Raw genomic sequence first — 23,818 nt, 5'->3', positions numbered from 1 at the left:
ATGGCAATGCTGGACAAGGGACTCAAGCAGCGCATGGTCGGTGCTCTGGTGCTGGTGGCATTGGCGGTGATATTTCTGCCGATGCTGCTCTCGCGCGAAGACGAGATGCGCCGCGTGGTCGTGGACGTGCCGGCGATGCCGCAGGCATCGAGCTCTGCCGAGATCGTGGTAGAGCCTGCCGAAGTGGTCGAGCCCGAGCAATTGCCGCAGGAGTTGATGCCGGTCGAAGAGGTGCAGCCGCAGATCGTCGAGGTGCCGGAGCAGCCCGGGCCGGCTCCAGTGCCGGCTGTTCAGCCGAAGCCGGAGCCGGCCAAGACCGAACAGGCCGTTACCGTAGCCCCCGCCAAGCCTGAAGGGCGCCTGGATGCCAACAACCTGCCGATCAGTTGGTCGGTACAGCTGGCCAGTCTGTCCAGTCGCGGTGGCGCCGAAAACCTGCAGAAAACCCTGCGCAGTCAGGGCTACAACGCCTACATCCGCACCTTCGATGGCATGAACCGCGTGTTCGTCGGCCCACTGATCGAGCGTGCCGAGGCCGAGCGTCTGCGTGATCAGCTCAACCGCCAGCACAAGCTCAGCGGTTTTGTTGTGCGTTTCCAGCCTGAGGCGGGTTGAGCCCGTCGTTGAAATGCAACGCCCGGTTACCCGATTCACCGGGCTCTGCTAAAATGTTCCGCCTTTTCCGCTGGTAGGCCGCACCGTGGTATTCACCTGGGTCGATTGGGCGATCATCGCCGTCATCGCCATCTCTAGTCTGATCAGTCTCAAGCGTGGCTTCGTCAAGGAAGCGCTGTCGCTTTTGACCTGGATCATCGCAGGTGTGGTCGCCTGGATGTTCGGTGGCGCCTTGGCCCAGCATCTTGTCGAATTCATCGAAACACCTTCTGCCCGGGTGATCGCGGCCTGTGCCATTCTCTTTATTGCCACCTTGCTGGTAGGGGCTCTGGTCAATTTCCTGATCGGTGAGCTGATCCGTGTGACAGGCCTGTCCGGTACCGACCGTTTCCTCGGCATGGTATTCGGCGCTGCGCGGGGTGGCTTGCTGGTCGTGCTGCTGGTCGGACTGATCAGTCTGGCGCCGGTGGAGCAGGATACGTGGTGGCAGCAGTCGCAACTGGTGCCGCATTTTCTGATGGTTGCCGACTGGTCGAAGAACCTCATTCTGGGGTGGTCCGAACAGTGGTTTTCCGGTGGTTCGGCTAACCCAGCCGATCTGCTTTAAAAAGAGTGAACGGCGCGGAGTCACCGCTGCGCCACTCGCTGAATTAGCCTGAACTATCTAGCAGGGGTCGTGGCACATGTGTGGCATCGTCGGTATCGTCGGTAAATCGAATGTCAATCAGGCGCTGTATGACGGGCTGACCGTCCTCCAGCACCGCGGCCAGGATGCTGCCGGTATCGTCACCAGCCATGACGGTCGCCTGTTCCTGCGCAAGGACAACGGCCTGGTGCGCGATGTGTTTCAGCAGCGCCACATGCAGCGTTTGATTGGCCACATGGGCATCGGCCACGTGCGCTACCCGACAGCCGGCAGCTCCAGCTCGGCCGAAGCGCAGCCGTTCTACGTCAACTCGCCGTACGGCATCACCCTGGCGCACAACGGCAACCTGACCAACGTCGAACAGTTGGCCAAGGAAATCTACGAGTCCGATCTGCGCCACGTGAACACCAATTCCGACTCGGAAGTGCTGCTCAACGTGTTCGCCCACGAGCTGGCCCAGCGCGGCAAGCTGCAACCGACCGAGGAAGATGTGTTCGCCGCCGTCAGCCACGTGCATGAGCGTTGCCTGGGTGGCTACGCGGTGGTGGCAATGATTACCGGCTACGGTATCGTCGGTTTCCGCGACCCCAACGGCATTCGCCCGATCGTGTTCGGTCAGCGCCACACCGACGAGGGCGTGGAGTACATGATCGCCTCGGAAAGCGTATCGCTGGATGTGCTCGGCTTTACCCTGATCCGCGACCTGGCGCCGGGCGAAGCGGTGTACATCACCGAGGACGGCCAGCTGTTCACCCGCCAGTGCGCGGCCGATCCGAAGTACGCGCCGTGCATCTTCGAGCACGTCTACCTGGCCCGTCCGGACTCGATCATGGACGGCATCTCGGTATACAAGGCGCGCCTGCGCATGGGCGAGAAGCTGGCTGACAAGATTCTCCGCGAGCGTCCGGATCACGATATCGATGTGGTCATTCCCATTCCCGATACCAGCCGTACCGCAGCGCTGGAGCTGGCCAACCGCCTGGGCGTGAAGTTCCGCGAAGGCTTCGTCAAGAACCGCTACATCGGCCGGACCTTCATCATGCCCGGCCAGGCGGCGCGCAAGAAATCCGTGCGGCAGAAGCTCAACGCCATCGAGCTGGAGTTCCGCGGCAAGAACGTGATGCTGGTGGACGATTCCATCGTGCGCGGTACCACCTGCAAGCAGATCATTCAGATGGCCCGCGAAGCCGGGGCGAAGAACGTGTATTTCTGCTCGGCGGCACCGGCGGTGCGCTACCCGAACGTCTACGGCATCGATATGCCCAGCGCTCACGAACTGATTGCCCATGGCCGTACCACCGAGCAGGTGTGCGAGCTGATCGGCGCCGACTGGCTGGTCTATCAGGACCTGCCGGACCTGATCGAAGCAGTCAGTGGCAGCAAGAAGATCAAGATCGACAACTTCGATTGCGCGGTTTTCGATGGCAAGTACGTCACCGGAGATGTCGACGAGGCCTACCTGAACCGTATCGAGCAGGCGCGTAACGACGCCAGCAAGGCCAAGGCCCAGGCGGTCAGTGCGATCATCGATCTGCATAACAACTGATGCACCGGGCAGGGAGACCTGCCCTTGATCTGTAGCCCGGATGCAGCCCGGGGGAATGTCACATTGAAGTTCCCGGATTGCATCCGGGCTACTTATTCGTGAGGTAGAGATATGACACTGGAATGGGATGCGGGTCGCCTCGACAGCGATCTTGATGGCGTTGGCTTCGACACCCTGGCGGTACGCGCCGGTCAGCACCGCTCGCCGGAAGGGGAGCATGGCGAGGCGCTGTTTCTGACCTCCAGCTATGTATTCCGTACCGCGGCCGATGCGGCTGCGCGATTTGCCGGTGAAGTACCCGGCAACGTTTATTCGCGCTACACCAACCCTACCGTGCGTACCTTCGAAGAGCGCATCGCTGCGCTGGAAGGGGCCGAGCAGGCGGTAGCCACGGCTTCCGGCATGTCGGCGATACTCTCCATCGTCATGAGCCTGTGCAGCGCCGGTGACCATGTGCTGGTATCGCGCAGCGTGTTCGGCTCCACCATCAGTCTGTTCGAGAAGTACCTCAAGCGCTTCGGCATCGAGGTGGACTACGTGCCGCTCGCCGATCTGGATGCCTGGCAGGCTGCATTCAAGCCCAACACCAGATTGCTGTTCGTCGAGTCACCGTCCAATCCGCTGGCCGAGCTGGTGGATATCGCGGCCCTGGCCGACATCGCCCATGCCCGCGGGGCCCTGCTGGCGGTGGACAACTGCTTCTGCACCCCGGCTCTGCAGCAGCCGCTAAAGCTCGGCGCCGACATCGTCATGCATTCGGCGACCAAGTACATCGATGGTCAGGGTCGCGGGCTCGGCGGCGTGGTGGCCGGGCGCAAGGCGCAGATCGACCAGGTGGTCGGCTTCCTGCGCACCGCCGGACCAACCCTCAGCCCGTTCAATGCCTGGCTGTTCCTCAAGGGGCTGGAAACCCTGCGTATTCGTATGCGTGCGCAGAGCGAGAGCGCCCTGCAGCTGGCGCTGTGGCTCGAACAGCAGCCTCAGGTCGAGCGCGTGTACTACGCCGGTCTGCCCAGCCATCCGCAGCATGAACTGGCGAAGAAGCAGCAGAGCGCCTTTGGCGCCGTGGTCAGCTTCGAGGTCAAGGGCGGTCGCGAAGCGGCGTGGAAGGTGATCGATGGCACGCGCGTCATCTCCATCACCACCAACCTGGGTGATACCAAGACCACCATCGCTCACCCGGCCACCACTTCCCATGGGCGCCTGACACCGCAGGAGCGTGCCAATGCCGGCATCAGCGATAGTCTGATTCGCGTTGCCGTGGGCCTGGAAGACCTGGAAGACCTGAAGGCAGACCTGGCGCGCGGTCTGGCCGCGCTCTGATGCTGGAGTGGGGGAGTGAAGGAACTCCCAATAACGGGCGTGTCGCACTGGTCACCGGAGCCGCGCGCGGCATCGGTCTGGGTATCAGTGCCTGGCTGATCACCGAAGGCTGGCAGGTGGTGCTGGCCGATGTCGATCGCGAGCGCGGCTCCAGGGTGGCGCGTGCGCTGGGCGACAACGCCTGGTTCGTCGCCATGGATGTGGCCAAGGAGGATCAGGTCAGTGTCGGCGTCGCCGAGGTGCTCGGCCAGTTCGGTCGCCTCGATGCGCTGGTGTGCAATGCTGCCATTTCCGATCCCTACACGCCGCCGCTGGAGTCGCTCGACCTCAAACGCTGGAATCGCATGCTGGCGGTGAATCTGACCGGCGCCATGCTTCTGGCCAAGCACTGTGCGCCGTACCTGCGGGGGCATCGCGGAGCCATCGTCAACATAGCCTCGACCCGGGCCAGTCAGTCCGAAGCCGATTGCGAGGCCTACGCAGCGAGCAAGGGCGGGTTGGTCGCACTCACGCATGCGCTATCGATCAGTCTGGGGCCGGAGGTGCGCGTCAATTGCGTCAGCCCTGGATGGATCGACGCTCGCGACCCTTCGCAGCAGCGCCTGGAGCCGCTGTCGGTGTTCGATCATGCGCAGCATCCGGTCGGTCGCGTCGGGACGGTGGAGGATGTAGCAGCGCAGGTCGCCTGGCTGCTGTCCGATGCAGCCGGTTTCGTCACCGGAGAGGAGTTTGTCATCGATGGCGGCATGAGTCGCAAGATGATCTACGAAGACTGAGCCCCAGGCTTCTACAGAAACGAAAAAGGCTCCCGAGGGAGCCTTTTTCACATCATGCGCGAATTACATGTTGGGGTAATTCGGGCCACCGGTGCCTTCCGGTGCAACCCAGGTGATGTTCTGGGCCGGATCCTTGATGTCACAGGTCTTGCAGTGCACGCAGTTCTGCGCGTTGATCTGAAACTTCTTCTCGCCGTCTTCCTGCGTGACGACCTCGTACACGCCAGCCGGGCAGTAGCGCTGCGCTGGTTCGTCGTACAGCGGCAGGTTCTTCGCCAGCGGGATGCTCGGGTCGGTGAGCTTCAGGTGGCAGGGCTGCTCTTCCTCGTGGTTGGTGTTGGAGAGGAACACCGAGGAGAGCTTGTCGAAGCTCAGTTTGCCGTCCGGTTTCGGATAGGCGATCTTCGCGCACTCGGCTGCCGGCTTCAGGCAGGCGTAGTCCGGCTTGTTGTCGTGCAGGGTGAAGGGGATCTTGCCGCCGAAGATGTTCTGATCCAGCCAGTTGATGCCGCCGCCGACGATGGCGCCATACTTGTGGATGGCCGCGCCGAAGTTGCGGCTGCGGAACAGTTCGTCGTACAGCCAGCTGGCCTTGAAACCATCTACGTAGTTGGTCAGCTCGTCGCCGCCTTCACGACCGGCAGCCAGGGCTTCGGCGATTGCTTCAGCAGCCAGCATGCCGGATTTCATCGCGGTGTGGCTGCCCTTGATCTTGGCGAAGTTCAGAGTGCCGAGGTCGCAACCGATCAGCGCGCCGCCCGGGAAGACCATCTTCGGCAGCGAGTTCAGGCCACCCTTGCAGATGGCGCGAGCGCCATAGGCAACGCGCTTTCCACCTTCCAGGTACTGGGCGATCACCGGGTGATGCTTGTAACGCTGGAATTCGTCGAACGGCGACAGGTGCGGGTTGGCGTAGGACAGGTCGATGATCAGACCCACTACGACCTGGTTGTTTTCCAGGTGATAGAGGAAGGAACCACCGGTATTCTCGGTGCCCATGATGTCCATCGGCCAGCCGGCGGTATGTACCACCAGACCCTGGTCATGCTTGGCCGGATCGATATCCCAGATTTCCTTGATGCCGATGCCGTAATGCTGAGCGTCGGCTTCGCTGTCGAGGTTGTATTTCTTGATCAGCTGCTTGCCGATGTGGCCGCGGCAGCCTTCGGCGAACAGGGTGTACTTGGCACGCAATTCCATGCCGGGGGTGTAGTAGCCTTCCTTGGGGTTGCCTTCGCGATCGACGCCCAGGTCGCCGGTGACGATACCGCGCACCACGCCATTTTCGTCGATCAGCGCTTCCTGAGCGGCGAAGCCCGGGTAGATCTCCACGCCCAGATTTTCCGCCTGCTGGGCCAGCCAGCGGCACAGGTTACCCAGGGAAATGATGTAATTGCCTTCGTTGTGCATGGTTTTCGGCACAAAGAAGTCTGGAATTCGGGTAGCCTTGTCAGCGTCGCGCAGCAGATAGATGTCATCGCGCTTGACCGGGGTGTTCAGCGGGGCGCCAAGCTCTTTCCAGTCGGGGAAGAGTTCGTTCAGGGCGCGTGGCTCGAACACGGCACCGGAGAGAATGTGAGCGCCAACTTCGGAGCCTTTTTCGACCACGCAGACGCTGATCTCCTGGCCCGCTTCAGCGGCTTTCTGCTTCAGTCGGCAGGCGGCTGACAGTCCGGACGGGCCGGCGCCGACGATGACGACGTCGAACTCCATAAATTCGCGTTCCACAGGCTATCTCCTAGTCAAGGCTCTTCGATGTTTTATAGGGGAGGGCGCGGCTCACTCCCTAAGCACGGCGCGGGCATTATATCTACACCCTCCGAGCGATCCAATACAAACGTTTGTTTGAATTTTCTGTAGGCCTGTTAGAATCGTACTACATCGCGGATGACCGGCCAGTTCGCTGTATTGACCGGGCCAGGCCGCGGGGTCAAGATACGGGCGGTTTTGCGCTCGCCGTCTGAGCTGAAAGGTTGGTTGCGGCCGATTCTGCATCACTGGCCAGGCTCGCCTGGGCGACATTCTTATTCACCGGAGAGTAACGAGGAATCCATGAAGGTTCTTGTAGCTGTCAAACGAGTGGTTGACTACAACGTCAAGGTCCGCGTCAAGGCGGACAACAGCGGTGTCGACCTCGCCAACGTCAAGATGTCCATGAACCCCTTCTGCGAAATCGCCGTGGAAGAAGCCGTACGCCTGAAGGAAAAGGGCGTAGCGAGCGAAATCGTCGTCGTCACCATCGGCCCGGCCGCAGCTCAGGAACAACTGCGTACCGCTCTGGCCCTGGGTGCTGACCGCGCCATCCTCGTCGAATCCAATGACGAACTGAACTCCCTGGCCGTGGCCAAGCTGCTCAAGGCCGTGGTCGACAAGGAGCAGCCGCAGCTCGTGATCATGGGCAAGCAGGCCATCGACAGCGACAACAACCAGACCGGCCAGATGCTGGGCGCCCTGACCGGCTTCGGCCAAGGTACCTTCGCCTCCAAGGTCGAAGTGGCTGGCGACAAGGTCAATGTCACCCGTGAGATCGATGGCGGTCTGCAGACCGTGGCGCTGAATCTGCCGGCGATCGTTACCACCGATCTGCGCCTGAACGAGCCGCGCTACGCATCGCTGCCGAACATCATGAAGGCCAAGAAGAAGCCGCTGGAAACCGTTACCCCGGACGCGCTGGGCGTTTCCACCGCCTCCACCGTCAAGACCCTGAAAGTCGAAGCGCCGGCTGCCCGCAGCGCCGGTATCAAGGTCAAGTCCGTGGCTGAACTGGTCGAGAAACTGAAGAACGAGGCGAAGGTAATCTAAATGACTATCCTGGTTATCGCTGAACACACCAATGCCGCTCTGGCTGCCGCTACCCTGAACACCGTTGCTGCTGCGCAGAAGATCGGTGGTGACATTCACGTTCTGGTAGCCGGTGCCAATGCTGGCGCTGCTGCCGAAGCTGCTGCCAAGATCGCTGGCGTGGCCAAGGTCCTGGTTGCCGACAACGCCGCCTATGCCAACCAGCTGCCGGAAAATGTCGCGCCGCTGGTAGCCGAGCTGGGCAAGGGCTACAGCCACATCCTGGCTGCCGCTACCAGCAACGGCAAGAACATCCTGCCGCGCGTCGCCGCTGCCCTGGACGTCGACCAGATCTCCGAGATCATCGCCGTTGAAAGCGCCGACACCTTCAAGCGCCCAATCTACGCTGGCAACGCCATCGCCACCGTGCAGTCCTCTGCTGCCGTCAAGGTGATCACCGTGCGTAGCACCGGTTTCGACGCCGCAGCCGCCGAAGGTGGTTCCGCTGCCATTGAAGCCGTGTCCGGCCCCGCCGATGCCGGCAAGTCCGCCTTTGTCGGTGAAGAACTGGCCAAGTCCGACCGTCCGGAACTGACCGCTGCCAAGATCGTCGTTTCCGGCGGCCGCGGCATGGGCAACGGCGACAACTTCAAGATCCTCTACGCGCTGGCAGACAAGCTGGGTGCTGCCGTTGGTGCTTCCCGCGCCGCCGTCGACGCCGGCTTCGTACCGAACGACATGCAGGTCGGCCAGACCGGCAAGATCGTTGCTCCGCAACTCTACGTCGCTGTCGGTATCTCCGGTGCCATCCAGCACCTGGCCGGTATGAAGGATTCCAAGGTGATCGTTGCGATCAACAAGGACGAAGAAGCGCCGATCTTCCAGGTGGCTGACTACGGCCTGGTTGCCGATCTGTTCGAAGCCGTTCCGGAGCTGGAAAAACTGGTCTAAGCCGTTTCCCGCTACGAAAAAACCCGCTCTAGAGCGGGTTTTTTATGGGATGTCTTCAGGCTTTAGATCGGCCAGAAAACGCCGGTAGAGCAGGGCGCTTTCCTCTGGGCGTTCGAGCATGGGGGCATGACCGACGTTATCCATGATCACAACGCTGGGTTTGCGCAGCAGGGGTTGCATGACCTCGATGCTGGACACGTCCAGTACGCGGTCCTGTTTGCCCCAGAGTATCAGGGTGGGCGCGCTGATCTTCGGCAGCTCGTGCTCAAGCGGGACATAACGACTCACCAGCTGCTCGAATACTCGATCGTAATGCGCCGCGTTGGCCATGGCGCGTTCGGCCAGGTGGGTCTTCAGTGATTCCGGCAGATAGGGTGGTTCGACGAAGACGAACTCCAGCAGCGCCTGGAAGTCCTCGATCTTGCGTACTACCAGCGGGTTGGCGCCGTCCTGACGCAGGCGCTGGTACAGCTCGCTCTGTCTGGGGGCGTCGATACCGGCGTTGTCGAACAGGGCCAGCGAGTGCACCCGGTCCGGGTAGCGTGCTGCGAAGAGTGCGGCGATATGCCCGCCCATCGAATTACCCAGCACATGCGCCTGCCGGATACCCAGGGCATCGAGGATGTTGGCCAGTCGCTCGGCCTGGGTGCCGACGTCATAGCTGCCTGGCGGCAGATCGCTCTCGCCGAAACCGGGCAGGTCCACGGCGATGACGCGATAGTCCTGCGTCAGGTGGCGGGAAAAACGCAGCCAGTTATCCTTGTCCGCAGCGAAGCCGTGGAGCAGTATCAGGGTTTCGCCGCTGGCGGGTCCTCCCTGGTAGTAATGGATGTTAAGATCGTTGACCGTTAGCTGCTCGTGAGTGAGCCCGGCGCGGTACTGTTCTACCCAGCGCAGGACTGTCAGTTGAGCTGCAGGGGTGAAGTACAGCGCGGCTACCGTTGCTGACAGCAGGAGTATCAGTCCGAACAGCAGTTTTTTCATGGCGCGTCCTTATCGCGAATTATTATGGCGACGCCACTAAGCTAGCATGAACACAGAAGATTACGGGTAGGGTTGCACTCATCCCGCCGATCAACGCATGAACCGAGAGTAGTCAATGCCTGAGCGTTGTCTGTTTAAGTCGCTGTTGCTGTGGTGTGCACTGGCCGTGATGCCAAGCGTCGGCCTGGCTGCGGGTAAATGCGAACGCCTGGTGGCGACCGGCAACCCCGAATATCCGCCCTATCTCTGGCGCGATCCGCAGAATCCGCAGCAACTGATCGGGGCCAATGCCGATATGCTCAAGCAGCTGGCCAAGGAGTTGGGTGTAGCGATCGACGTGATCTACACCGGGCCTTGGTCGCGTGCGCAGGATGAAGTGCGTACCGGTCGTGTCGACCTGATTGCAGGTGCGTTTCTGACCCTGCCGCGACTGGAGCACATGGACTACGTGCATCCTGCATTCTTCTTCACGCCGAGTGTGGTCTGGGTGCGCAAGGGCGAGGCATTCCCCTATGGCAGCTGGATCGACCTGCAGGGGCACACCGGCGACACCCTGGTAGGCAACAGCTTCGGTCAGCAGTTCGACACCTTCGCCAAGCAGAACCTGACGCTCGAGGGGGTGTCCAGCCTGACCCAGGCGTTCCAGAAGCTGCTGCTCGGCCGCACCGATTACGTGCTCTACGAGCGTTACCCCGGCCTGGCGCTTGCTGAAACGCTGGGTATGGACGATGACCTTGAGGTGCTGGACCCGCCCATTTCCAGTGAAGGTCTTTACCTTACCCTGTCGCACAATTCCGCGTGCAACGAGCCCTGGCTGCGTGGCCAGCTGGCGAGGAAAATGACAGAAATGGTCGCCGCCGGTCTGCCTGAGCAGTTCCTGCAAAGCAACCTGGAACTGTGGAAGGCGCAGCAGATGCAGCCCGACCCGGTGGGCGACGTTACTCAGTAGGAAACTTTCGTGATCAATCGAACACTTCCCTTGCTGCTGGCGCTGGGCCTGACCGCCTGCGCAAGTGATCCTGCGCCCACCGAGCAATTGCGGTTGACCGAGCAGGCCCTGGTGCAGACCAGATCCCTTGGGGTTGTCAGCGAACAGTCCGAGTCGTTGCGTCAGGCCGAGACCAAGTTCGCGCAGGCCCAGACGGCCATGCAGGATGGTGAGAACAAGCAGGCACGCCAACTGGCCGAGCAGGCCGAGCTGGATGCCCGTCTGGCCGAGGCTCAGCATTTCAACGCCAAGAGCCGCGAGCAGCTGACCGAGCTCAACCAGCGTATCGGCCGTCTGCGCCAGCAACTGGGAGCCATGTGATGAAGGCTTTCGGTTATCTTGGCGGGCTGCTGTTGGTCGGCGCATTTCTGAATGGTTGCGCGGGTCATCAGCCGGCAAGCGAACAGGCGCTGGAAGAGGCTCGCCTGAGCTTCCAGTCGGTCAAGGAAGATCCCGACGTCCTGCGCGCTGCGCCCAAGGATGTGATTCGGGCGGGCGAATCCCTTGCTCGTGCCGAGCGGTTGTCGAGCTACTGGGGCAGTGGCGAGGATGTGCGTCATTACGCCTATCTCAGCCAGCGCTACGCCGAGATCGCCCGGCAGCACAGCGATATAAGCCTCAATCATGAGCGCGCCGCCAAGCTTGAGCTTGAACGTCAGCGTCTGCAGCTGACATTGCGCGAAGCCAAGCTGCTCAGCGTGCAGCAGCACAGCGGCTGGCTGGAAGAACAGATGGTCAGTCTTGCCACCAGCGAGACCGAACGCGGTCTGGTGATGACCCTGGGCGATGTATTGTTCGATGCCGACAGTGCCGATCTGCAACCGGCGGCCAACCGTACCATTCTGAAGCTCGTACAGTTCCTGCAGATCAATCCGCAGCGGCGGGTACGCATCGAAGGCTATACCGACAATACCGGCGATGCGGCCGAGAATCTCGAATTGTCCCGTGCGCGTGCGCAAGCCGTGGCCGATCTGCTGGTCGACCTGGGAGTCGATGCCAAGCGCCTTCAGGTGACCGGTTACGGCGCCGCCTTCCCGGTCGCGGAAAATGCATCGGCACGTGGTCGGGCACAGAATCGCCGGGTGGAAATCGTCTTTTCCGACGAGCGAGGCCAACTTGGCGCAGAACGCTGAGTCGAGTATCGAGTTGACACAACCCCGGCAGCGTCCGGGGTTTTTTCTGCTCTGAGAACGGCGAGGGCTATGTACCGCTCTGCAGGTTTCGCTGCATAGGAAAAACAGATTGCATCTGTGCCGGTACAATTGTGTAGCAATAGGTTACTGTTATGCTCCAGTGACCCGGAGGATATCGCCATGACCAACCTGCTGCTCTATCAACGTATCGCCCAGCAGTTGGCCGAAGATATTCGTCGTGGTGTCTACCAGCCGGGCGAACGGGTGCCTTCTGTTCGCAAGATGAGCGCCCAGCTCAATGTCAGCCACGCCACGGTATTGCAGGCGTACGCCAACCTCGAGGATCAGGGGCTGATCCGCGCGCGCCCGCAATCCGGCTTTTACGTGCACCAGACGCCAGCGCTGACAGCGCCGACACCGGATATCGCCAAGGTCGAGCGGCCAGGCCTGGTCACTCGCGCCAGCATCATCAATCAGGTGCTTACCGAGTCCCGTCGCGAGGGGGTATTTCCGCTGGGCGCCGCGGTGCCGCATGTCGATTACCTGCCGGTGCGCGCGTTGCACCAGCAGCTGGCCAAAGTCACCCGTTTTCACAGCCCGCGCGCCTTCAGCTACATGTTCAGCCCCGGTTTCGAGCCGTTGCGCCGCCAGGTGGCGATCCGCATGCGCGATGCCGGCGTGGTGGTCGATCCGTCCGAAGTGGTGATCACCCACGGTTGCGTGGATGCCATGCAGATGACGCTGAGGGTGACGACCAAGCCGGGAGATCTGATTGCGGTGGAGTCGCCGACCTATTACGGCTGGCTGCAACTGGCTGATCTGCTGGGCCTCAAGGTCATCGAGATTCCCTGTGACCCCACCAACGGCATCAGCCTGGAAGCGCTGCAACTGGCGGCCAACCAGTGGCCGATCAAGGCGCTGGTGCTCACCGCCAGGTTGTCCAACCCGCTGGGCGGCACCATTCCCGAGGAGCGGCAGCGTCAGCTGTTGCGCCTGGCCGGCGATTACGATTTCCAGATCGTCGAGGACGACATCTACGGCGAGCTGATGTTTGAACAGGGGCCGACCAAGGCGCTCAAGTCGCATGATCGCGACAGCCGGGTGATCTACTGCTCGAGCTTCTCCAAGACGCTTTCGCCAGGGGTGCGCATCGGCTGGATCGTGGCCGGCAAGTATCAGGACGAGGTCCAGCGCCTGCAGACCTTTTCCACCCATTCGGCGTGCAGCGTCACGCAGATGGCGGTCGCGGCCTACCTGGAAAATGGTGGCTATGACCGCCACCTGCGGCATATCCGTCAGGAGTATCGCAAGAATCTCAGCGCCTTCCAGCTGGCAGTGCAGCAGTATTTCCCTGCCGGTACGCAGATGACCCGACCCAAGGGCGGCTTCATTCTCTGGGTCAGCCTGCCGGCGCGGGTCAACACCAAGGACCTGCACGTGCGCGCCCTGCAACAGGGCATCTCCATCGCACCGGGGCTGATCTTCAGCAACACCGAGCAGTTCAACCACTGCGTGCGCCTCAACTGCGGTATCCCGTGGAACCGCGAGGCGGAGAGGGCGCTGATGACCCTGGGCATGCTGGCAACGCAGCTATGTCAGGAGGCGGGCGGTTCCTGGGGCGAGTGAATAGTTGCGTCCCGGTTTAACCCGAATCATCGAAGGGCTGCGTCTACCTGAGCGAAGGTCTCGTGCCATTGCTCAGGAGGTGCTCCATGTCCGCTTGTTCCTCGTTGCTCGTTCGTCCGTTTGCCGTCGGCTTCCCGGCTGGCACCCTGTTGCTGCTCGCCGCGTGCAGTGGCTCCGGCCCGGAGCCCGAGGTGCAGGCCAGGCTGGAGGCTCCGTCGCTCGTAACTGAGCGTGTGGCTATTCCTCCTGCTGCAGCGATGCCTGTCGAGGCCAGTCGGAAGCGTATGGCGACCTTGGCCTACGCGCCGGCTCCCATCTCCGATATCCTGCCGCCGAGCTATCGTGACGTGTCACGTGAGCAGTACCAGGCCTATGCCGACAACCCGGTGTTCGCCGTCGCCGAGACGCCGGTATCGACCTTCAGCATCGATGTCGATACCGGCAGCTATGCCAACGTGCGGCGCTTCCTCAATGGCGGGCAACTGCCGCCGAAGGACGCGGTACGCCTGGAGGAGCTGGTCAACTATTTCCCCTATGCCTATCCGTTGCCGCAGGGAGACGTACCTTTCGGCGTCAGCACCGAGCTGGCGGTGACACCGTGGAACCCGCAGACGCGCCTGCTGCGTATCGCCATCAAGGCGTCGGACCGCAGCGTGGATGAGCTGCCTCCGGCCAACCTGGTGTTTCTGGTCGACGTGTCCGGCTCGATGCATCGCCGCGAAGGCCTGCCAATGGTGCAGGGCACGCTGAAGCTGCTGGTCGACCAGCTGCGTCCGCAGGACCGCGTCTCGCTGGTCACCTATGCCGGAGACAGCCAGGTGGTTCTGGATTCCACGCCAGGCAGCGAAAAGGCAAAGATTCGCGCGGCCATCGATCAACTGACTGCTGCTGGCTCGACGGCGGGCGAGTCGGGTATCCAGCTGGCCTATCAGCAGGCGAGCAAGCACCTGATCGACGGTGGTATCAACCGCATCCTGCTGGCCACCGATGGTGACTTCAACGTAGGTATCAGCGACTTCGACAGTCTCAAGCAGCTGGCCGCCGACAAGCGCAAGAGCGGCGTCTCGCTGACTACCCTGGGATTCGGCGTGGACAACTACAACGAGCGCCTGATGGAGCAACTGGCCGACGCAGGCAACGGCAACTATGCCTATATCGACAACCTGCGCGAGGCGCGCAAGGTGCTGGTGGATCAGCTCGGCTCGACCCTGGCTACGGTGGCCAGCGACGTGAAGCTGCAGCTGGAGTTCAACCCGGCCGAAGTCAGCGAATATCGGCTGCTGGGCTATGAGAACCGCGCCCTCAAGCGCGAGGACTTCAGCAATGACAAGGTCGATGCCGGCGACATTGGCGCAGGTCACACGGTCACTGCGCTCTACGAGATCGTCCCGGCAGGTGGCAAGGGCTGGCTGGAGCCGCTGCGCTATCAGAGCAATGCCCAGCCCGTGAGCGGGAGTGGCGAACTGGCCTGGTTGCGGATTCGCTACAAGGTGCCGGGCGAGGCGAGCAGTCGACTGCTGGAGCGCCCCATCGCGCGTGACGAGGCCAAGCCGATGAACGCCGCCAGCGAGGATCTGCGTTTCGCCTCGGCGGTTGCCGCCTTCGCCCAGCAGCTCAAGGACGGTCGTTACATGGGCGACTTCGGTCTGGCGCAAAGCATCGAACTGGCGCGCTCGGCCAGGGGCGAGGATCGCTTCGGCCTGCGCGGCGAATTCATCCAGCTGGCCGAAATTGCCCAGAGCCTGCAAACTTCCGGCTCCACACCAGTACGAGTTCAGCAGTGAACGCACCTCTCACGGATGACGACGCCGCTTTATTGCGGCGTTACCGGCGCGGCGATGCCGCGGCCTTCAATGTGCTGTACCAGCGCCATCGGCTGGGCCTGTTCCGTTTTCTGCTTGGCCTGTGCGGCGATCATGCCCTGGCCGAGGAAGTGTTTCAGGAAACCTGGATGAGCCTGATCCGCAGTCAGAGCGAGCAGCGCGAGGCGGTGCTGTTCAAGACCTGGCTGTACCAGATCGCCCGCAATCGCCTGATCGACCACTGGCGCAAGGCGGGTCGTCATCAGGCCGGGCATGACGAATACGACGAAGGCCAGCACGCCCAGGCCGACCCGCAGCCGGGCCCTGAGCAGCAGTGGGGCCTGAGCCGTGATAGCGAGCGGTTGCAGGCGGCATTGGCCGACCTGCCGGAAGACCAGCGCGAGGTGTTCCTGCTGCGCGCTCATGGCGACCTGGAACTGAACGAGATTGCCGAGTTGACCCGCACGCCTGCCGAGACGGTCAAGAGCCGTCTGCGCTATGCCCTGCAGAAACTGCGCCGGCTGCTGGCCACCGAGGAGTTGTCCGCATGACCCACGAACGAGAACCGCTGGATCACGAACAGGAGCTGCTGGCGCATTTCCGTGCCCATGGCAGCGGCGAACCCTCGACCGAGCTGGATGCCCGTATCCTGGCCGCGGCCAGTACGGCGGCCCGTGAAGCGCAGCAGGCCCAGATCGACAGCGACAACGCCGGTTGGACGCAGCGTTTGCACCAATGGCTGTTCGGCAGTGGTCGCCAGCGCTGGTCGGTTGCCGTCGCCGGGCTGGCCTGTGTCGGGATCGGCGTCAGCCTGACCTGGCGCACGCTGGAGCAGACACCGGATGCCTTCGACGCAGTGCCGTCCAGTGTGGCGATGAGCCCGGCCGTGCCAGCACCTGCGCCCATGGCAGCCAAGCGTGCAGCCGAGAGCGAGCCGATGGCGCGCATGGCCATGCCCCTGGAGCGCCTCAAGGCTGAGGCCATGGCACGGCCGGTGGCGCCTGCTGCAGTTGCCGATACGCCGATGGCCAGCACCGCCGCAATCGCTCCGATGGCCGAACTGGTGATCCAGAGCGAACCGCGCGAGGCGCTGCTGCGTCTGCTGGAGCTGCGCAACACCGATAAGCAGGAGGAGGCGCAGCGGTTGCTGGAACAATTGCAGGCCGACTACCCGCAACTGGATATCGAAGCCGAGCTCGAGCATCTCAGTGAGCCGTCAGCTGAATGAGCTGCCGGGTAAAAGTCTTGTAAGCCAGCTTGTCAGACGCGCCCAGGCGGGGGAGCATGGGCGCGTTACTGATCGAGTTACTCTTCTTCCATGATGCGTAAGACCATTTTCCTGTTGCTGAGCCTGGCCTGGCTGAGCGCCTGTGAGCGCGCGTCCGAGCCTGTTGCGCAGCATGCCCAGCCAGAGCCCGCAGCAATTACCGCACCCGAACCCGCACCAGCCGGCAAATCCGAGCCTGTCGAGCCGGCATCGCCTGCCAGAACGGTCGAAAGCAAGCCTGCCGCCCCCGCCAGGGAGCCCATCGCCGCCAAGCCCGGGCCCGCCGTGGTGCCGCAACCCAAGCCGGCAGAGTCCGAGTCCAAACCGGCGCTGGATCTCAGCCTGCCGCAGGAGTTGTTCGAGCAGGCGCTGGAAAGCGAGACCCGCGATGAACTTGCCCCACTGTTGCCGCCATTGTTTGGTGAGAAAACCGAAGTCGAAAGTCCGTTCCAGATCAGCGGTCGGTTGATCAGCAACGAGCACGTGGATGACTACTGGGACTCCATTGAAGGTGCCGAGCTGCAGTTCGAGTTCAAGCAGTAGCTCAGAGGCGGTAACGCTGCAGCGCCCAAGGCAGCCCCGTACGTAGCCCGGATGAAATCCGGGCTACGAAGTCGAAAACGCATTCCCTCTCCCAAGTGGAGAAGAGGCCGGTCATATCCAGCGCTGTTCAATCCACGAACAGGTCCGGCACCAGGCTGCCGCCGGCGGGATCGAAGCGGTACTGCTCGAAATCACTGACGCCCTGTTCGCGCAGAATGTCCTCGTCGATCAGCAGGCGCCCGGTGATGCTGCGGCCCTGACTGGAGAGGATCACATGGGCCGCGTCAGCCATGATCGCCGGTGTGCGGGCGCGCTTGAAGGCGTCGCGGCTGCCCAGTTCGAACTCGATGGCGGCGGTGGCGATCATGGTCTTCGGCCATAGGGAATTGACGCTGATGCCGTACTTCCTGAACTCTTCGCTCATGCCCAGGGTGAGCATGCTCATGCCGTACTTGGTGACGGTGTAGGGGCCGTGCTGGGCGAACCACTTGGCGTCCAGGTTGAGTGGTGGGGAGAGGTTGAGGATATGCCCGCCCGCGCTGTTTTTCAGATAGGGCAGTGCGGCCTGGCTGCAGACCATCACCGCGCGGGTATTGATCTGGTACATCAGGTCGAAGCGCTTGGGTTCGAGTTTTTCCACGCCCACCAGCTTGATCGCCCCGGCGTTGTTGACCAGGGCATCGATACCGCCAAAATGCTCGGCGGCCTGCGCCATGGCGGCTGCCACGGCCCGCTCGTCACGCACGTCCAGCTGCAGGGCCAGGGCCTTGCCGCCAGCCGCTTCCACTTCGGCTGCGACACTGAAGATGGTGCCCTCCAGTTTTGGATGCGGCTTGGCGCTCTTGGCCGCTATGACGATGTTGGCGCCATCGGCGGCAGCCTTGAGGGCGATCTCGCGGCCGATACCCCGGCTGGCGCCGGTGATGAAAAGGGTTTTACCGTTGAGCGACATAAGGCCTCCACACAGGCGGTTGCACGGAAAAGACCAAGCCCCGCCCAAGGGCCTCTGGTGAGGCCTTGGAGCGGGGCTCGGGGTGACGCATCAAGGGAAGTGATCAGGCTTCGTCGGCTTCGATCTCCACCAGCAGCTGGCGACTCTTGACCTGGTCGCCCCTGGCGATGCCGATCCGGCGAACGGTGCCGTCGACACCAGCCTTGAGCGGGTGCTCCATCTTCATCGCTTCGAGCACCACCAGCAGCTGGCCCTTGCTGACGCGGGCGCCTTCCTCGACCAGTACGTCGACGATGGCGCCATCCATCGGTGCTTTCACCGCGCCACTGCTGGCGGCGTTCTGGCCACCGGCCGGCTCGTGGGTGACGTCAAGCAGCTCGAGGTTGCCAAAGTGGCCAAACAGCCAGACCTTGTCACCGTCCAGGTGATAGGCGCGGCGGCTGCGCACGCCGTCCTGCTCCAGGGTCAGCCAGCGGCCATCGCTGGCCAGCAGTTTCAGTTCCAGCTCCGTTTCGCCGACACGGGCCCTGAGGTGCGCCTGGGTACCGCTGCCCAGCACGTCCAGCTCCACCGCATGCTTGGTTTCGCCCTGCTTGAGGACGAAGCGCCACGGCGCGCTGCCGGCGCTGCGCCAGCCGGCCAGGCCGCCCTGGTGGGCTGTGCCGTTGGCCGAGCTCTGATAGAGCAGGGCGGCGGCGATGGCCAGTTCGTTGGCGGCCGGGGCCTGCGGGGTCAGGCTTTCATCGCTGGCGAAGTGCTCGGCGATGAACGCGGTGGTGGCGTTGCCGGCGGCGAACTCGGCGTTGCTCAGCAGGTTGGCGAGGAAGCGCTGGTTGCCGTTGACGCCCAGCAGCACACAGTTTTCCAGTGCGCGGACCAGCTTGCGCCGGGCGTCTTCGCGGGTCGCGCCGTAGGCGATGACCTTGGCCAGCATCGGGTCGTAGAACGGCGTGACTTCCTGGCCTTCGACCAGACCGTGGTCGATGCGCACGCCGTCCAGCAGTTCCGGTGCCCAGCGCAGGGCGCGGCCGGTCTGCGGCAGGAAGTTGTTGGCCGAATCCTCGGCGTACAGGCGCACCTCGATGGCGTGGCCGTTGAGCTGGATCTCGTCCTGGGTCAGCGGCAGCTGCTGGCCTTCGGCGGCGCGGATCTGCCAGGCCACCAGGTCCTGTCCTGTGATCAGTTCGGTAACCGGGTGTTCCACCTGCAGACGGGTGTTCATTTCCAGGAAGAAGAACTCGCCGGAGGCATCGAGGAGGAACTCCACGGTGCCGGCGCCGACATAGTTGACGCTGGCGGCCGCCTTGACCGCGGCTTCGCCCATGGCCTTGCGCAGCTCCGGCGTCATGACCGGGCAGGGCGCTTCCTCGACCACCTTCTGGTGACGGCGCTGCACCGAGCAGTCGCGCTCGCCCAGATACACGATGTTGCCGTGCTGGTCGCCGAACACCTGGACCTCCACGTGACGCGGGCGGATCACCGCGCGCTCGAGGATCAGCTCGCCGGAGCCGAAGGCGTTCTGCGCCTCGGAGCGGGCGGTGCGGATCTGCTCGGACAGTTCGCTGGCCTGGTGCACCAGGCGCATGCCGCGGCCACCGCCGCCAGCGCTGGCCTTGATCATCAGCGGGTAGCCGATGCGCTCGGCTTCCCTGATCAGGGTCTCGTCATCCTGCGCCGAGCCTTCGTAGCCGGGGATGCAGGGCACACCGGCCTCGATCATGGCGATCTTCGACAGGCGCTTGGAGCCCATCAGGTGGATGGCTTCGACGGTCGGGCCGATGAAGACGATGCCTGCGGCTTCACAGGCGCGGGCGAAGTCGGCGTTCTCGGAGAGGAAGCCGTAGCCCGGGTGAATGGCGTCGGCGCCGGTCTTCTTCGCCGCATTGATGATGTTGTCGATCACCAGGTAGGACTGATTGACCTGGGCCGGGCCGATGCACACGGCCTCGTCAGCCACCTGCACATGGCGCGCGCCGGCGTCGGCCTCGGAGTACACCGCCACGGTGCGGTAGCCGAGTTCCTTGGCGGTGCGCATCACCCGGCAGGCGATCTCGCCACGGTTGGCGATCAGAATCTTGTTGAATGCGGGCATCTGTGTGCTCCTGTGGGGCAATCCCCGGATTGCATCCGGGCTACGGTCTATTTGTTCTCTATCCCTTGGGGGGGAGGAGTTTCTATTGAGCCCACTTCGGCTTGCGCTTCTGCACGAAGGCCATGGTGCCTTCGATACCTTCGGCGCCAGTCACGGCGGCGGCGAACTGTTCGGCGGCGCGGTCAAGCAGCGGGCCGAGGGTTTCGCGTTCGCTGGCCAGCAGCAGGGCTTTAGTCTGAGCATTGGCCTGTGGCGCGCATTGACGGATCTGTTCCAGGGTTTCGTCCAGTCGCTGCTGCACGGCGGCTTCATCGTTCTCGCAGTAGTGCACCAGGCCCAGGCGCAGGGCCTCGGCTCCGTCGAAGCGGGCGGCGGTCAGGGCCAGGCGGCGGGCCTGGGTCAGGCCGATGCGGTGCACCACGAAGGGCGCGATCTGCGCCGGGAGGATACCCAGCGTGGTTTCCGGCAGGCCGAACTTGGCGCCGGCGGTAGCGATGGCCACGTCGGAGACGCAGGCCAGACCGAAGCCGCCGCCGAGCACGGCGCCTTCCAGCACCGCTACCAGTACCTGCGGGGCGGCCTGGGCTTCTTCCAGCAGCGCACCGAAGGCGCGGTTCAGTTCGCGGTAGGCGTCGCCGCCCTTGGTGCGGGCGCCGGCCATGTCCTTGATGTCGCCGCCGGCGCAGAAGTAGCCACCGGCGCCGCGCAGAACGAGGGCGCGCACATTCGGATCATGGCGCACGGACTCGAGGGTGGCGCGCAGTTCGCCGACCATGGCCAGGCTCATGGCGTTGCGACTGTCCGGACGGTTGAGGGTGACGTGCAGCACGCCACCTTCGAGGTTCAGCAACAGGGTTTCGCAGTGGGGCAGTTCGCTCATCGGAGTTCCTTCGATTTCGGCGGTTCGCGGCTGAAGCCGCTTCTACAAGGCGGTCTCTGGGTAGAAGGCGGGTGTATCCACCCGCCATCGTGGCTCAGCCTTTCTTTTTCCCCGGCAGAATGCCCATCATCTTGCAGATGATGCCGAGCATGATTTCGTCGGCGCCGCCACCGATGGAGACCAGGCGCACGTCGCGGTAGGCGCGCGATACCGGGTTGTCCCAGGTGAAGCCCATGCCGCCCCAGTACTGCAGGCAGCTGTCGGTAACTTCACGACCCAGGCGACCGGCCTTGAGCTTGGCCATGGAGGCCAGCTTGGTCACGTCGCGGCCTTTCACGTACTGCTCGGTGGCCTGGTAGACCAGAGCGCGCAGGGCTTCGATCTCGGACTGCAGCTCGGCCATGCGGAAGTGCACGACCTGGTTGTCGATCACCGGTTGTCCGAAGGTGTGGCGCTGCTTGCAGTACTCGATGGTCTGGTCGACGCACAGCTCCAGACCCTTGATGATGTTGGCCGCGCCGAACAGACGCTCTTCCTGGAACTGCAGCATCTGCATCATGAAACCGGCGCCTTCGTGGCCGATGCGGTAACGCTGCGGTACGCGTACTTCATCGAGGAACACCTGAGCGGTTTCCGAGCTGCGCATGCCGAGTTTTTCGATGTGCGGGCTGAGGCTGATGCCCTTGCTGTCCATCGGCACCACGATCAGCGACTTGTTGACGTGCGGCTTGTCGTCGCTGGTATTGGCCAGCAGGCACATGAAGTCGGCTTGCGGGCTGTTGGTGATCCACATCTTGGCGCCGTTGATGACGTAGTCGTCACCGTCCTTGCGCGCAGTGGTCTTCAGGCCGGCCACGTCGGAGCCGGCGCCGACTTCGGACACGCCGATGCAGCCGATCATGTCGCCGGCAATGGCCGGGGCGAGGAACTGCTCACGCAGCTCGTCGGAACCGAAGCGGGCCAGGGCCGGGGTGCACATATCGGTCTGTACGCCGATCGACAACGGCACGCCGCCGCAGTGAGCGGTGCCGAATTCTTCGGCCGCGACGATGGAGTAGCTGTAGTCCAGGCCCATGCCGCCGAACTTTTCCGGCTTGGAGATGCCCAGCAGACCCAGGTCGCCGGCTTTCTTGAAGATTTCGCGCATGGGGAAGCGGCCGTCCTTCTCCCACTCTTCGACGTAGGGGTTGATCTCCTTATCGACGAAGTTCTTGACCGTGCGACGCAGTTCTTCGTGTTCTTGAGTGAAGTTCATTGTTCTTGTCCTTGCTTGCGGAGTTCTTGGTCGAAGAGGTTACAGGCGGGCTACGCCGAAGGTATTGGACTTGAGCGGGCGGATCTGCGCCTCGGTGCAGACATCCAGCAGCAGGCCGAGCAGGCGGCGGGTGTCGCGCGGATCGATCAGGCCGTCGTCCCACAGGCTGGCGGTGCCGTACAGCGCAGTGGACTGGCTGTCGAGCTTCTGCGCGGTGGCCATTTCCAGCATGTCGAGCATCTTCGGATCGGCTTCCTTGCCTTCCTTGCGGTGCTTGTCCTCGGTGACGATGCGCAGCACCTTGCCGGCCTGGGCGCCGCCCATTACCGCGGTGCGGCTGTTGGGCCAGGCGAAGATGAAGCGCGGGTCCAGACCACGGCCGCACATGGCATAGTTGCCGGCGCCGTAGGAGCCACCGACGACGATGGTCAGCTTCGGCACGGTGCAGTTGGCGACGGCCTGGATCAGCTTGGAACCGTGCTTGATCACGCCGTTCTGCTCGGACTCGGTGCCGACCATGAAACCGGTGGTGTTGTGGAAGAACAGGATCGGCGTGTTGCTCTGCTCGCACAGCTGGATGAACTGAGCCGCCTTGGCCGCGCCACGCGGGGTGATCGGGCCGTTGTTGCCGATGATGCCGCAGGGCTGGCCTTCGATGTGCAGGTGGCCGCAGACGGTCTGGCTGTCGAACTCGTTCTTGAAGTCGAGGAACTCGGAGCCGTCGGCGATGCGGGCAATGATCTCGCGTACGTCGTAGGGTTTCTTGGCGTCTGCCGGAACGATGCCGAGCAGTTCTTCGGCCGGGTACAGCGGCTCGCGCCAGGTCTTTTGCGGACGCGCCGGCAGCTGCAGGTTCCACGGCAGCATGGACATGATCTCGCGGGCCAGACGAACGCCATCGGCATCGTTCTCTGCCAGGTACTCGGCAGTACCGGCGACCTGGGCGTGCATTTCCGCGCCGCCCAGTTCTTCATCGGTGGCGATCTCACCGGTAGCGGCCTTGAGCAGGGGCGGGCCGGCGAGGAACATCTTGGCCTTGCCGCGCACCACGACCACGTAGTCGGACAGGCCCGGCTGGTAGGCACCACCGGCGGTGCTCGAGCCGTGCACCACGGTCACCTGGGGAATGCCCATGGCCGAGATGCGGGCCTGGTTGGCGAAGCCGCGTGCACCTTCGACGAAGATGTCGGCGGCGTAGTTGAGGTTGGCACCACCGGACTCGGCCAGGGTGATGATCGGTAGCTTGTTCTCCACGGCGATCTGCTGCATGCGCAGGGATTTCTTCAGACCGGTGGGGGAGATGGTGCCGCCCTTGATCGCGCTGTTGTTGGCCAGGATCAGGCTGCGCACGCCGGCGACATAGCCGATACCGGCAATGATGCCGCCGCCGGCCTGGGTGCCGTCCTTGTCGTCGTGCAGCTTATAGCCGGCCAGGGAGGACAGTTCGAGGAACGGGGCGCCCGGGTCGAGCAGCAGGTTGATGCGCTCGCGCGGCAGCAGCTGGCCGCGTTTTTCGAACTTGGGCTTGGCCTCGGCGGCCTTGTCCAGAACCTTCTTCTCCACGTCGCGGAAGCTGGCAATGGCCGCCAGCATGGCATCGCGGTTCTGCGCGAAGCTGTCACCATGTACATCGATTTCGGATTGAATCACCGGCATCG

General features: G+C 63.1%; 22 protein-coding genes. 15 read left to right on the top strand and 7 right to left on the bottom strand.

The genetic code is table 11. The features are described from left to right. The 5 genes from OEG79_RS12485 (at position 1) to OEG79_RS12465 (ending at position 4,906) form a co-directional block, all read left to right on the top strand. On the top strand, positions 1–615 hold the full coding sequence (locus OEG79_RS12485; protein ID WP_264145335.1) for an SPOR domain-containing protein: 615 nt from the start codon (positions 1–3) through the stop codon (positions 613–615). 85 nt (positions 616–700) lie between these two features. Beyond that, entirely contained in the window at positions 701–1,222 is a 522-nt protein-coding gene (locus tag OEG79_RS12480; RefSeq protein ID WP_264145334.1) for a CvpA family protein, read from the top strand. Positions 1,223–1,298: 76 nt separating this feature from the next. After that, positions 1,299–2,807, top strand: coding sequence for an amidophosphoribosyltransferase (gene purF, locus OEG79_RS12475; protein WP_264145333.1), 1,509 nt, complete (start codon positions 1,299–1,301; stop codon positions 2,805–2,807). 111 nt (positions 2,808–2,918) lie between these two features. After that, complete coding sequence (locus OEG79_RS12470; protein ID WP_264145332.1) at positions 2,919–4,130, top strand: O-succinylhomoserine sulfhydrylase; 1,212 nt, start codon at positions 2,919–2,921, stop codon at positions 4,128–4,130. Beyond that, positions 4,130–4,906 (top strand): SDR family oxidoreductase, encoded by a 777-nt coding sequence (locus tag OEG79_RS12465; protein WP_264145331.1) that lies wholly within the window; start codon positions 4,130–4,132, stop codon positions 4,904–4,906. Before OEG79_RS12470 ends, OEG79_RS12465 begins: the two co-directional genes overlap by 1 nt. A 63-nt stretch (positions 4,907–4,969) precedes the next feature. Here OEG79_RS12465 and OEG79_RS12460 read toward each other — a convergent pair whose 3' ends face one another. Then, complete coding sequence (locus tag OEG79_RS12460) at positions 4,970–6,634, bottom strand: electron transfer flavoprotein-ubiquinone oxidoreductase (protein ID WP_264145330.1); 1,665 nt, start codon at positions 6,632–6,634, stop codon at positions 4,970–4,972. A 324-nt stretch (positions 6,635–6,958) separates the two neighbouring features. Here OEG79_RS12460 and OEG79_RS12455 point away from each other — a divergent pair, with 324 nt between their 5' ends. Then, entirely contained in the window at positions 6,959–7,708 is a 750-nt protein-coding gene (locus OEG79_RS12455) for an electron transfer flavoprotein subunit beta/FixA family protein (RefSeq protein WP_264145329.1), read from the top strand. Beyond that, positions 7,709–8,638 (top strand): electron transfer flavoprotein subunit alpha/FixB family protein, encoded by a 930-nt coding sequence (locus OEG79_RS12450; protein ID WP_264145328.1) that lies wholly within the window; start codon positions 7,709–7,711, stop codon positions 8,636–8,638. Positions 8,639–8,680: 42 nt separating this feature from the next. Here the strand turns inward: OEG79_RS12450 and OEG79_RS12445 are convergent, their stop codons facing one another. After that, positions 8,681–9,622, bottom strand: a complete 942-nt coding sequence (locus OEG79_RS12445; protein WP_264145327.1) for an alpha/beta fold hydrolase — start codon at positions 9,620–9,622, stop codon at positions 8,681–8,683. Positions 9,623–9,737: 115 nt separating this feature from the next. Here OEG79_RS12445 and OEG79_RS12440 point away from each other — a divergent pair, with 115 nt between their 5' ends. From OEG79_RS12440 to OEG79_RS12405, 8 genes are all read left to right on the top strand, one after another. After that, complete coding sequence (locus tag OEG79_RS12440) at positions 9,738–10,571, top strand: substrate-binding periplasmic protein (RefSeq protein ID WP_264145326.1); 834 nt, start codon at positions 9,738–9,740, stop codon at positions 10,569–10,571. 9 nt (positions 10,572–10,580) lie between these two features. Further along, positions 10,581–10,931 carry a DUF4398 domain-containing protein gene (locus OEG79_RS12435; protein WP_264145325.1) on the top strand — a complete coding sequence of 117 codons (351 nt, stop codon included), beginning with the start codon at positions 10,581–10,583 and terminating at the stop codon, positions 10,929–10,931. Continuing rightward, positions 10,931–11,743, top strand: a complete 813-nt coding sequence (locus tag OEG79_RS12430) for an OmpA family protein (protein WP_264145324.1) — start codon at positions 10,931–10,933, stop codon at positions 11,741–11,743. Before OEG79_RS12435 ends, OEG79_RS12430 begins: the two co-directional genes overlap by 1 nt. A gap of 180 nt (positions 11,744–11,923) precedes the next feature. Continuing rightward, positions 11,924–13,369 (top strand): PLP-dependent aminotransferase family protein, encoded by a 1,446-nt coding sequence (locus OEG79_RS12425; protein WP_264145323.1) that lies wholly within the window; start codon positions 11,924–11,926, stop codon positions 13,367–13,369. A gap of 86 nt (positions 13,370–13,455) precedes the next feature. Beyond that, a complete protein-coding gene (locus OEG79_RS12420) occupies positions 13,456–15,153 on the top strand; it encodes a vWA domain-containing protein (RefSeq protein WP_264145322.1) in 1,698 nt (565 codons plus the stop codon). Then, positions 15,150–15,722: an RNA polymerase sigma factor gene (locus tag OEG79_RS12415; protein WP_264145321.1), complete on the top strand. Its 573-nt coding sequence runs from the start codon at positions 15,150–15,152 to the stop codon at positions 15,720–15,722. The genes OEG79_RS12420 and OEG79_RS12415 overlap by 4 nt, the downstream gene beginning before the upstream one ends. Next, positions 15,719–16,399 carry a hypothetical protein gene (locus OEG79_RS12410; protein ID WP_264145320.1) on the top strand — a complete coding sequence of 227 codons (681 nt, stop codon included), beginning with the start codon at positions 15,719–15,721 and terminating at the stop codon, positions 16,397–16,399. The genes OEG79_RS12415 and OEG79_RS12410 overlap by 4 nt, the downstream gene beginning before the upstream one ends. 90 nt (positions 16,400–16,489) lie before the next feature. Then, the gene (locus OEG79_RS12405) at positions 16,490–16,981 is read left to right on the top strand and encodes a hypothetical protein (protein ID WP_264145319.1); all 492 of its coding nucleotides are present in this window, start codon (positions 16,490–16,492) and stop codon (positions 16,979–16,981) included. 127 nt (positions 16,982–17,108) lie between these two features. Here OEG79_RS12405 and OEG79_RS12400 read toward each other — a convergent pair whose 3' ends face one another. The 5 genes from OEG79_RS12400 to atuC all read right to left on the bottom strand — a co-directional run bounded on the left by OEG79_RS12400 (position 17,109) and on the right by atuC (position 23,816). Next, positions 17,109–17,933 carry an SDR family oxidoreductase gene (locus OEG79_RS12400; RefSeq protein WP_264145318.1) on the bottom strand — a complete coding sequence of 275 codons (825 nt, stop codon included), beginning with the start codon at positions 17,931–17,933 and terminating at the stop codon, positions 17,109–17,111. 103 nt (positions 17,934–18,036) lie between these two features. Then, complete coding sequence (locus OEG79_RS12395; protein WP_264145317.1) at positions 18,037–20,025, bottom strand: acetyl/propionyl/methylcrotonyl-CoA carboxylase subunit alpha; 1,989 nt, start codon at positions 20,023–20,025, stop codon at positions 18,037–18,039. An 82-nt stretch (positions 20,026–20,107) separates the two neighbouring features. After that, positions 20,108–20,905 (bottom strand): isohexenylglutaconyl-CoA hydratase, encoded by a 798-nt coding sequence (gene atuE, locus OEG79_RS12390; protein WP_264145316.1) that lies wholly within the window; start codon positions 20,903–20,905, stop codon positions 20,108–20,110. Positions 20,906–20,999: 94 nt separating this feature from the next. Beyond that, positions 21,000–22,160 (bottom strand): citronellyl-CoA dehydrogenase, encoded by a 1,161-nt coding sequence (gene atuD / locus OEG79_RS12385; protein WP_264145315.1) that lies wholly within the window; start codon positions 22,158–22,160, stop codon positions 21,000–21,002. Positions 22,161–22,199: 39 nt separating this feature from the next. Then, positions 22,200–23,816, bottom strand: coding sequence for a geranyl-CoA carboxylase subunit beta (atuC, locus tag OEG79_RS12380; RefSeq protein ID WP_264145314.1), 1,617 nt, complete (start codon positions 23,814–23,816; stop codon positions 22,200–22,202). Positions 23,817–23,818: the final 2 nt, after the last annotated feature.

The organism is Pseudomonas sp. Z8(2022), assembly GCF_025837155.1.
In the GTDB taxonomy this organism is placed as follows: domain Bacteria; phylum Pseudomonadota; class Gammaproteobacteria; order Pseudomonadales; family Pseudomonadaceae; genus Aquipseudomonas.
Note: the sequence above shows the minus strand (reverse complement) of the source record. Positions and strands in the feature narration are given on the sequence as shown.

Excerpts from the sequence above, each read along its gene's own strand:
- atuE (WP_264145316.1), bottom strand. The coding sequence starts at position 20,905 with ATGAGCGAACTGCCCCACTGCGAAACCCTGTTGCTGAACCTCGAAGGT.
- atuD (WP_264145315.1), bottom strand. The coding sequence starts at position 22,160 with ATGAACTTCACTCAAGAACACGAAGAACTGCGTCGCACGGTCAAGAAC.
- OEG79_RS12470 (WP_264145332.1), top strand. The coding sequence starts at position 2,919 with ATGACACTGGAATGGGATGCGGGTCGCCTCGACAGCGATCTTGATGGC.
- OEG79_RS12465 (WP_264145331.1), top strand. The coding sequence starts at position 4,130 with ATGCTGGAGTGGGGGAGTGAAGGAACTCCCAATAACGGGCGTGTCGCA.
- purF (WP_264145333.1), top strand. The coding sequence starts at position 1,299 with ATGTGTGGCATCGTCGGTATCGTCGGTAAATCGAATGTCAATCAGGCG.
- OEG79_RS12455 (WP_264145329.1), top strand. The coding sequence starts at position 6,959 with ATGAAGGTTCTTGTAGCTGTCAAACGAGTGGTTGACTACAACGTCAAG.
- OEG79_RS12420 (WP_264145322.1), top strand. The coding sequence starts at position 13,456 with ATGTCCGCTTGTTCCTCGTTGCTCGTTCGTCCGTTTGCCGTCGGCTTC.
- OEG79_RS12450 (WP_264145328.1), top strand. The coding sequence starts at position 7,709 with ATGACTATCCTGGTTATCGCTGAACACACCAATGCCGCTCTGGCTGCC.
- OEG79_RS12440 (WP_264145326.1), top strand. The coding sequence starts at position 9,738 with ATGCCTGAGCGTTGTCTGTTTAAGTCGCTGTTGCTGTGGTGTGCACTG.
- OEG79_RS12485 (WP_264145335.1), top strand. The coding sequence starts at position 1 with ATGGCAATGCTGGACAAGGGACTCAAGCAGCGCATGGTCGGTGCTCTG.
- OEG79_RS12425 (WP_264145323.1), top strand. The coding sequence starts at position 11,924 with ATGACCAACCTGCTGCTCTATCAACGTATCGCCCAGCAGTTGGCCGAA.
- OEG79_RS12395 (WP_264145317.1), bottom strand. The coding sequence starts at position 20,025 with ATGCCCGCATTCAACAAGATTCTGATCGCCAACCGTGGCGAGATCGCC.
- atuC (WP_264145314.1), bottom strand. The coding sequence starts at position 23,816 with ATGCCGGTGATTCAATCCGAAATCGATGTACATGGTGACAGCTTCGCG.
- OEG79_RS12410 (WP_264145320.1), top strand. The coding sequence starts at position 15,719 with ATGACCCACGAACGAGAACCGCTGGATCACGAACAGGAGCTGCTGGCG.
- OEG79_RS12405 (WP_264145319.1), top strand. The coding sequence starts at position 16,490 with ATGATGCGTAAGACCATTTTCCTGTTGCTGAGCCTGGCCTGGCTGAGC.
- OEG79_RS12400 (WP_264145318.1), bottom strand. The coding sequence starts at position 17,933 with ATGTCGCTCAACGGTAAAACCCTTTTCATCACCGGCGCCAGCCGGGGT.
- OEG79_RS12430 (WP_264145324.1), top strand. The coding sequence starts at position 10,931 with ATGAAGGCTTTCGGTTATCTTGGCGGGCTGCTGTTGGTCGGCGCATTT.
- OEG79_RS12445 (WP_264145327.1), bottom strand. The coding sequence starts at position 9,622 with ATGAAAAAACTGCTGTTCGGACTGATACTCCTGCTGTCAGCAACGGTA.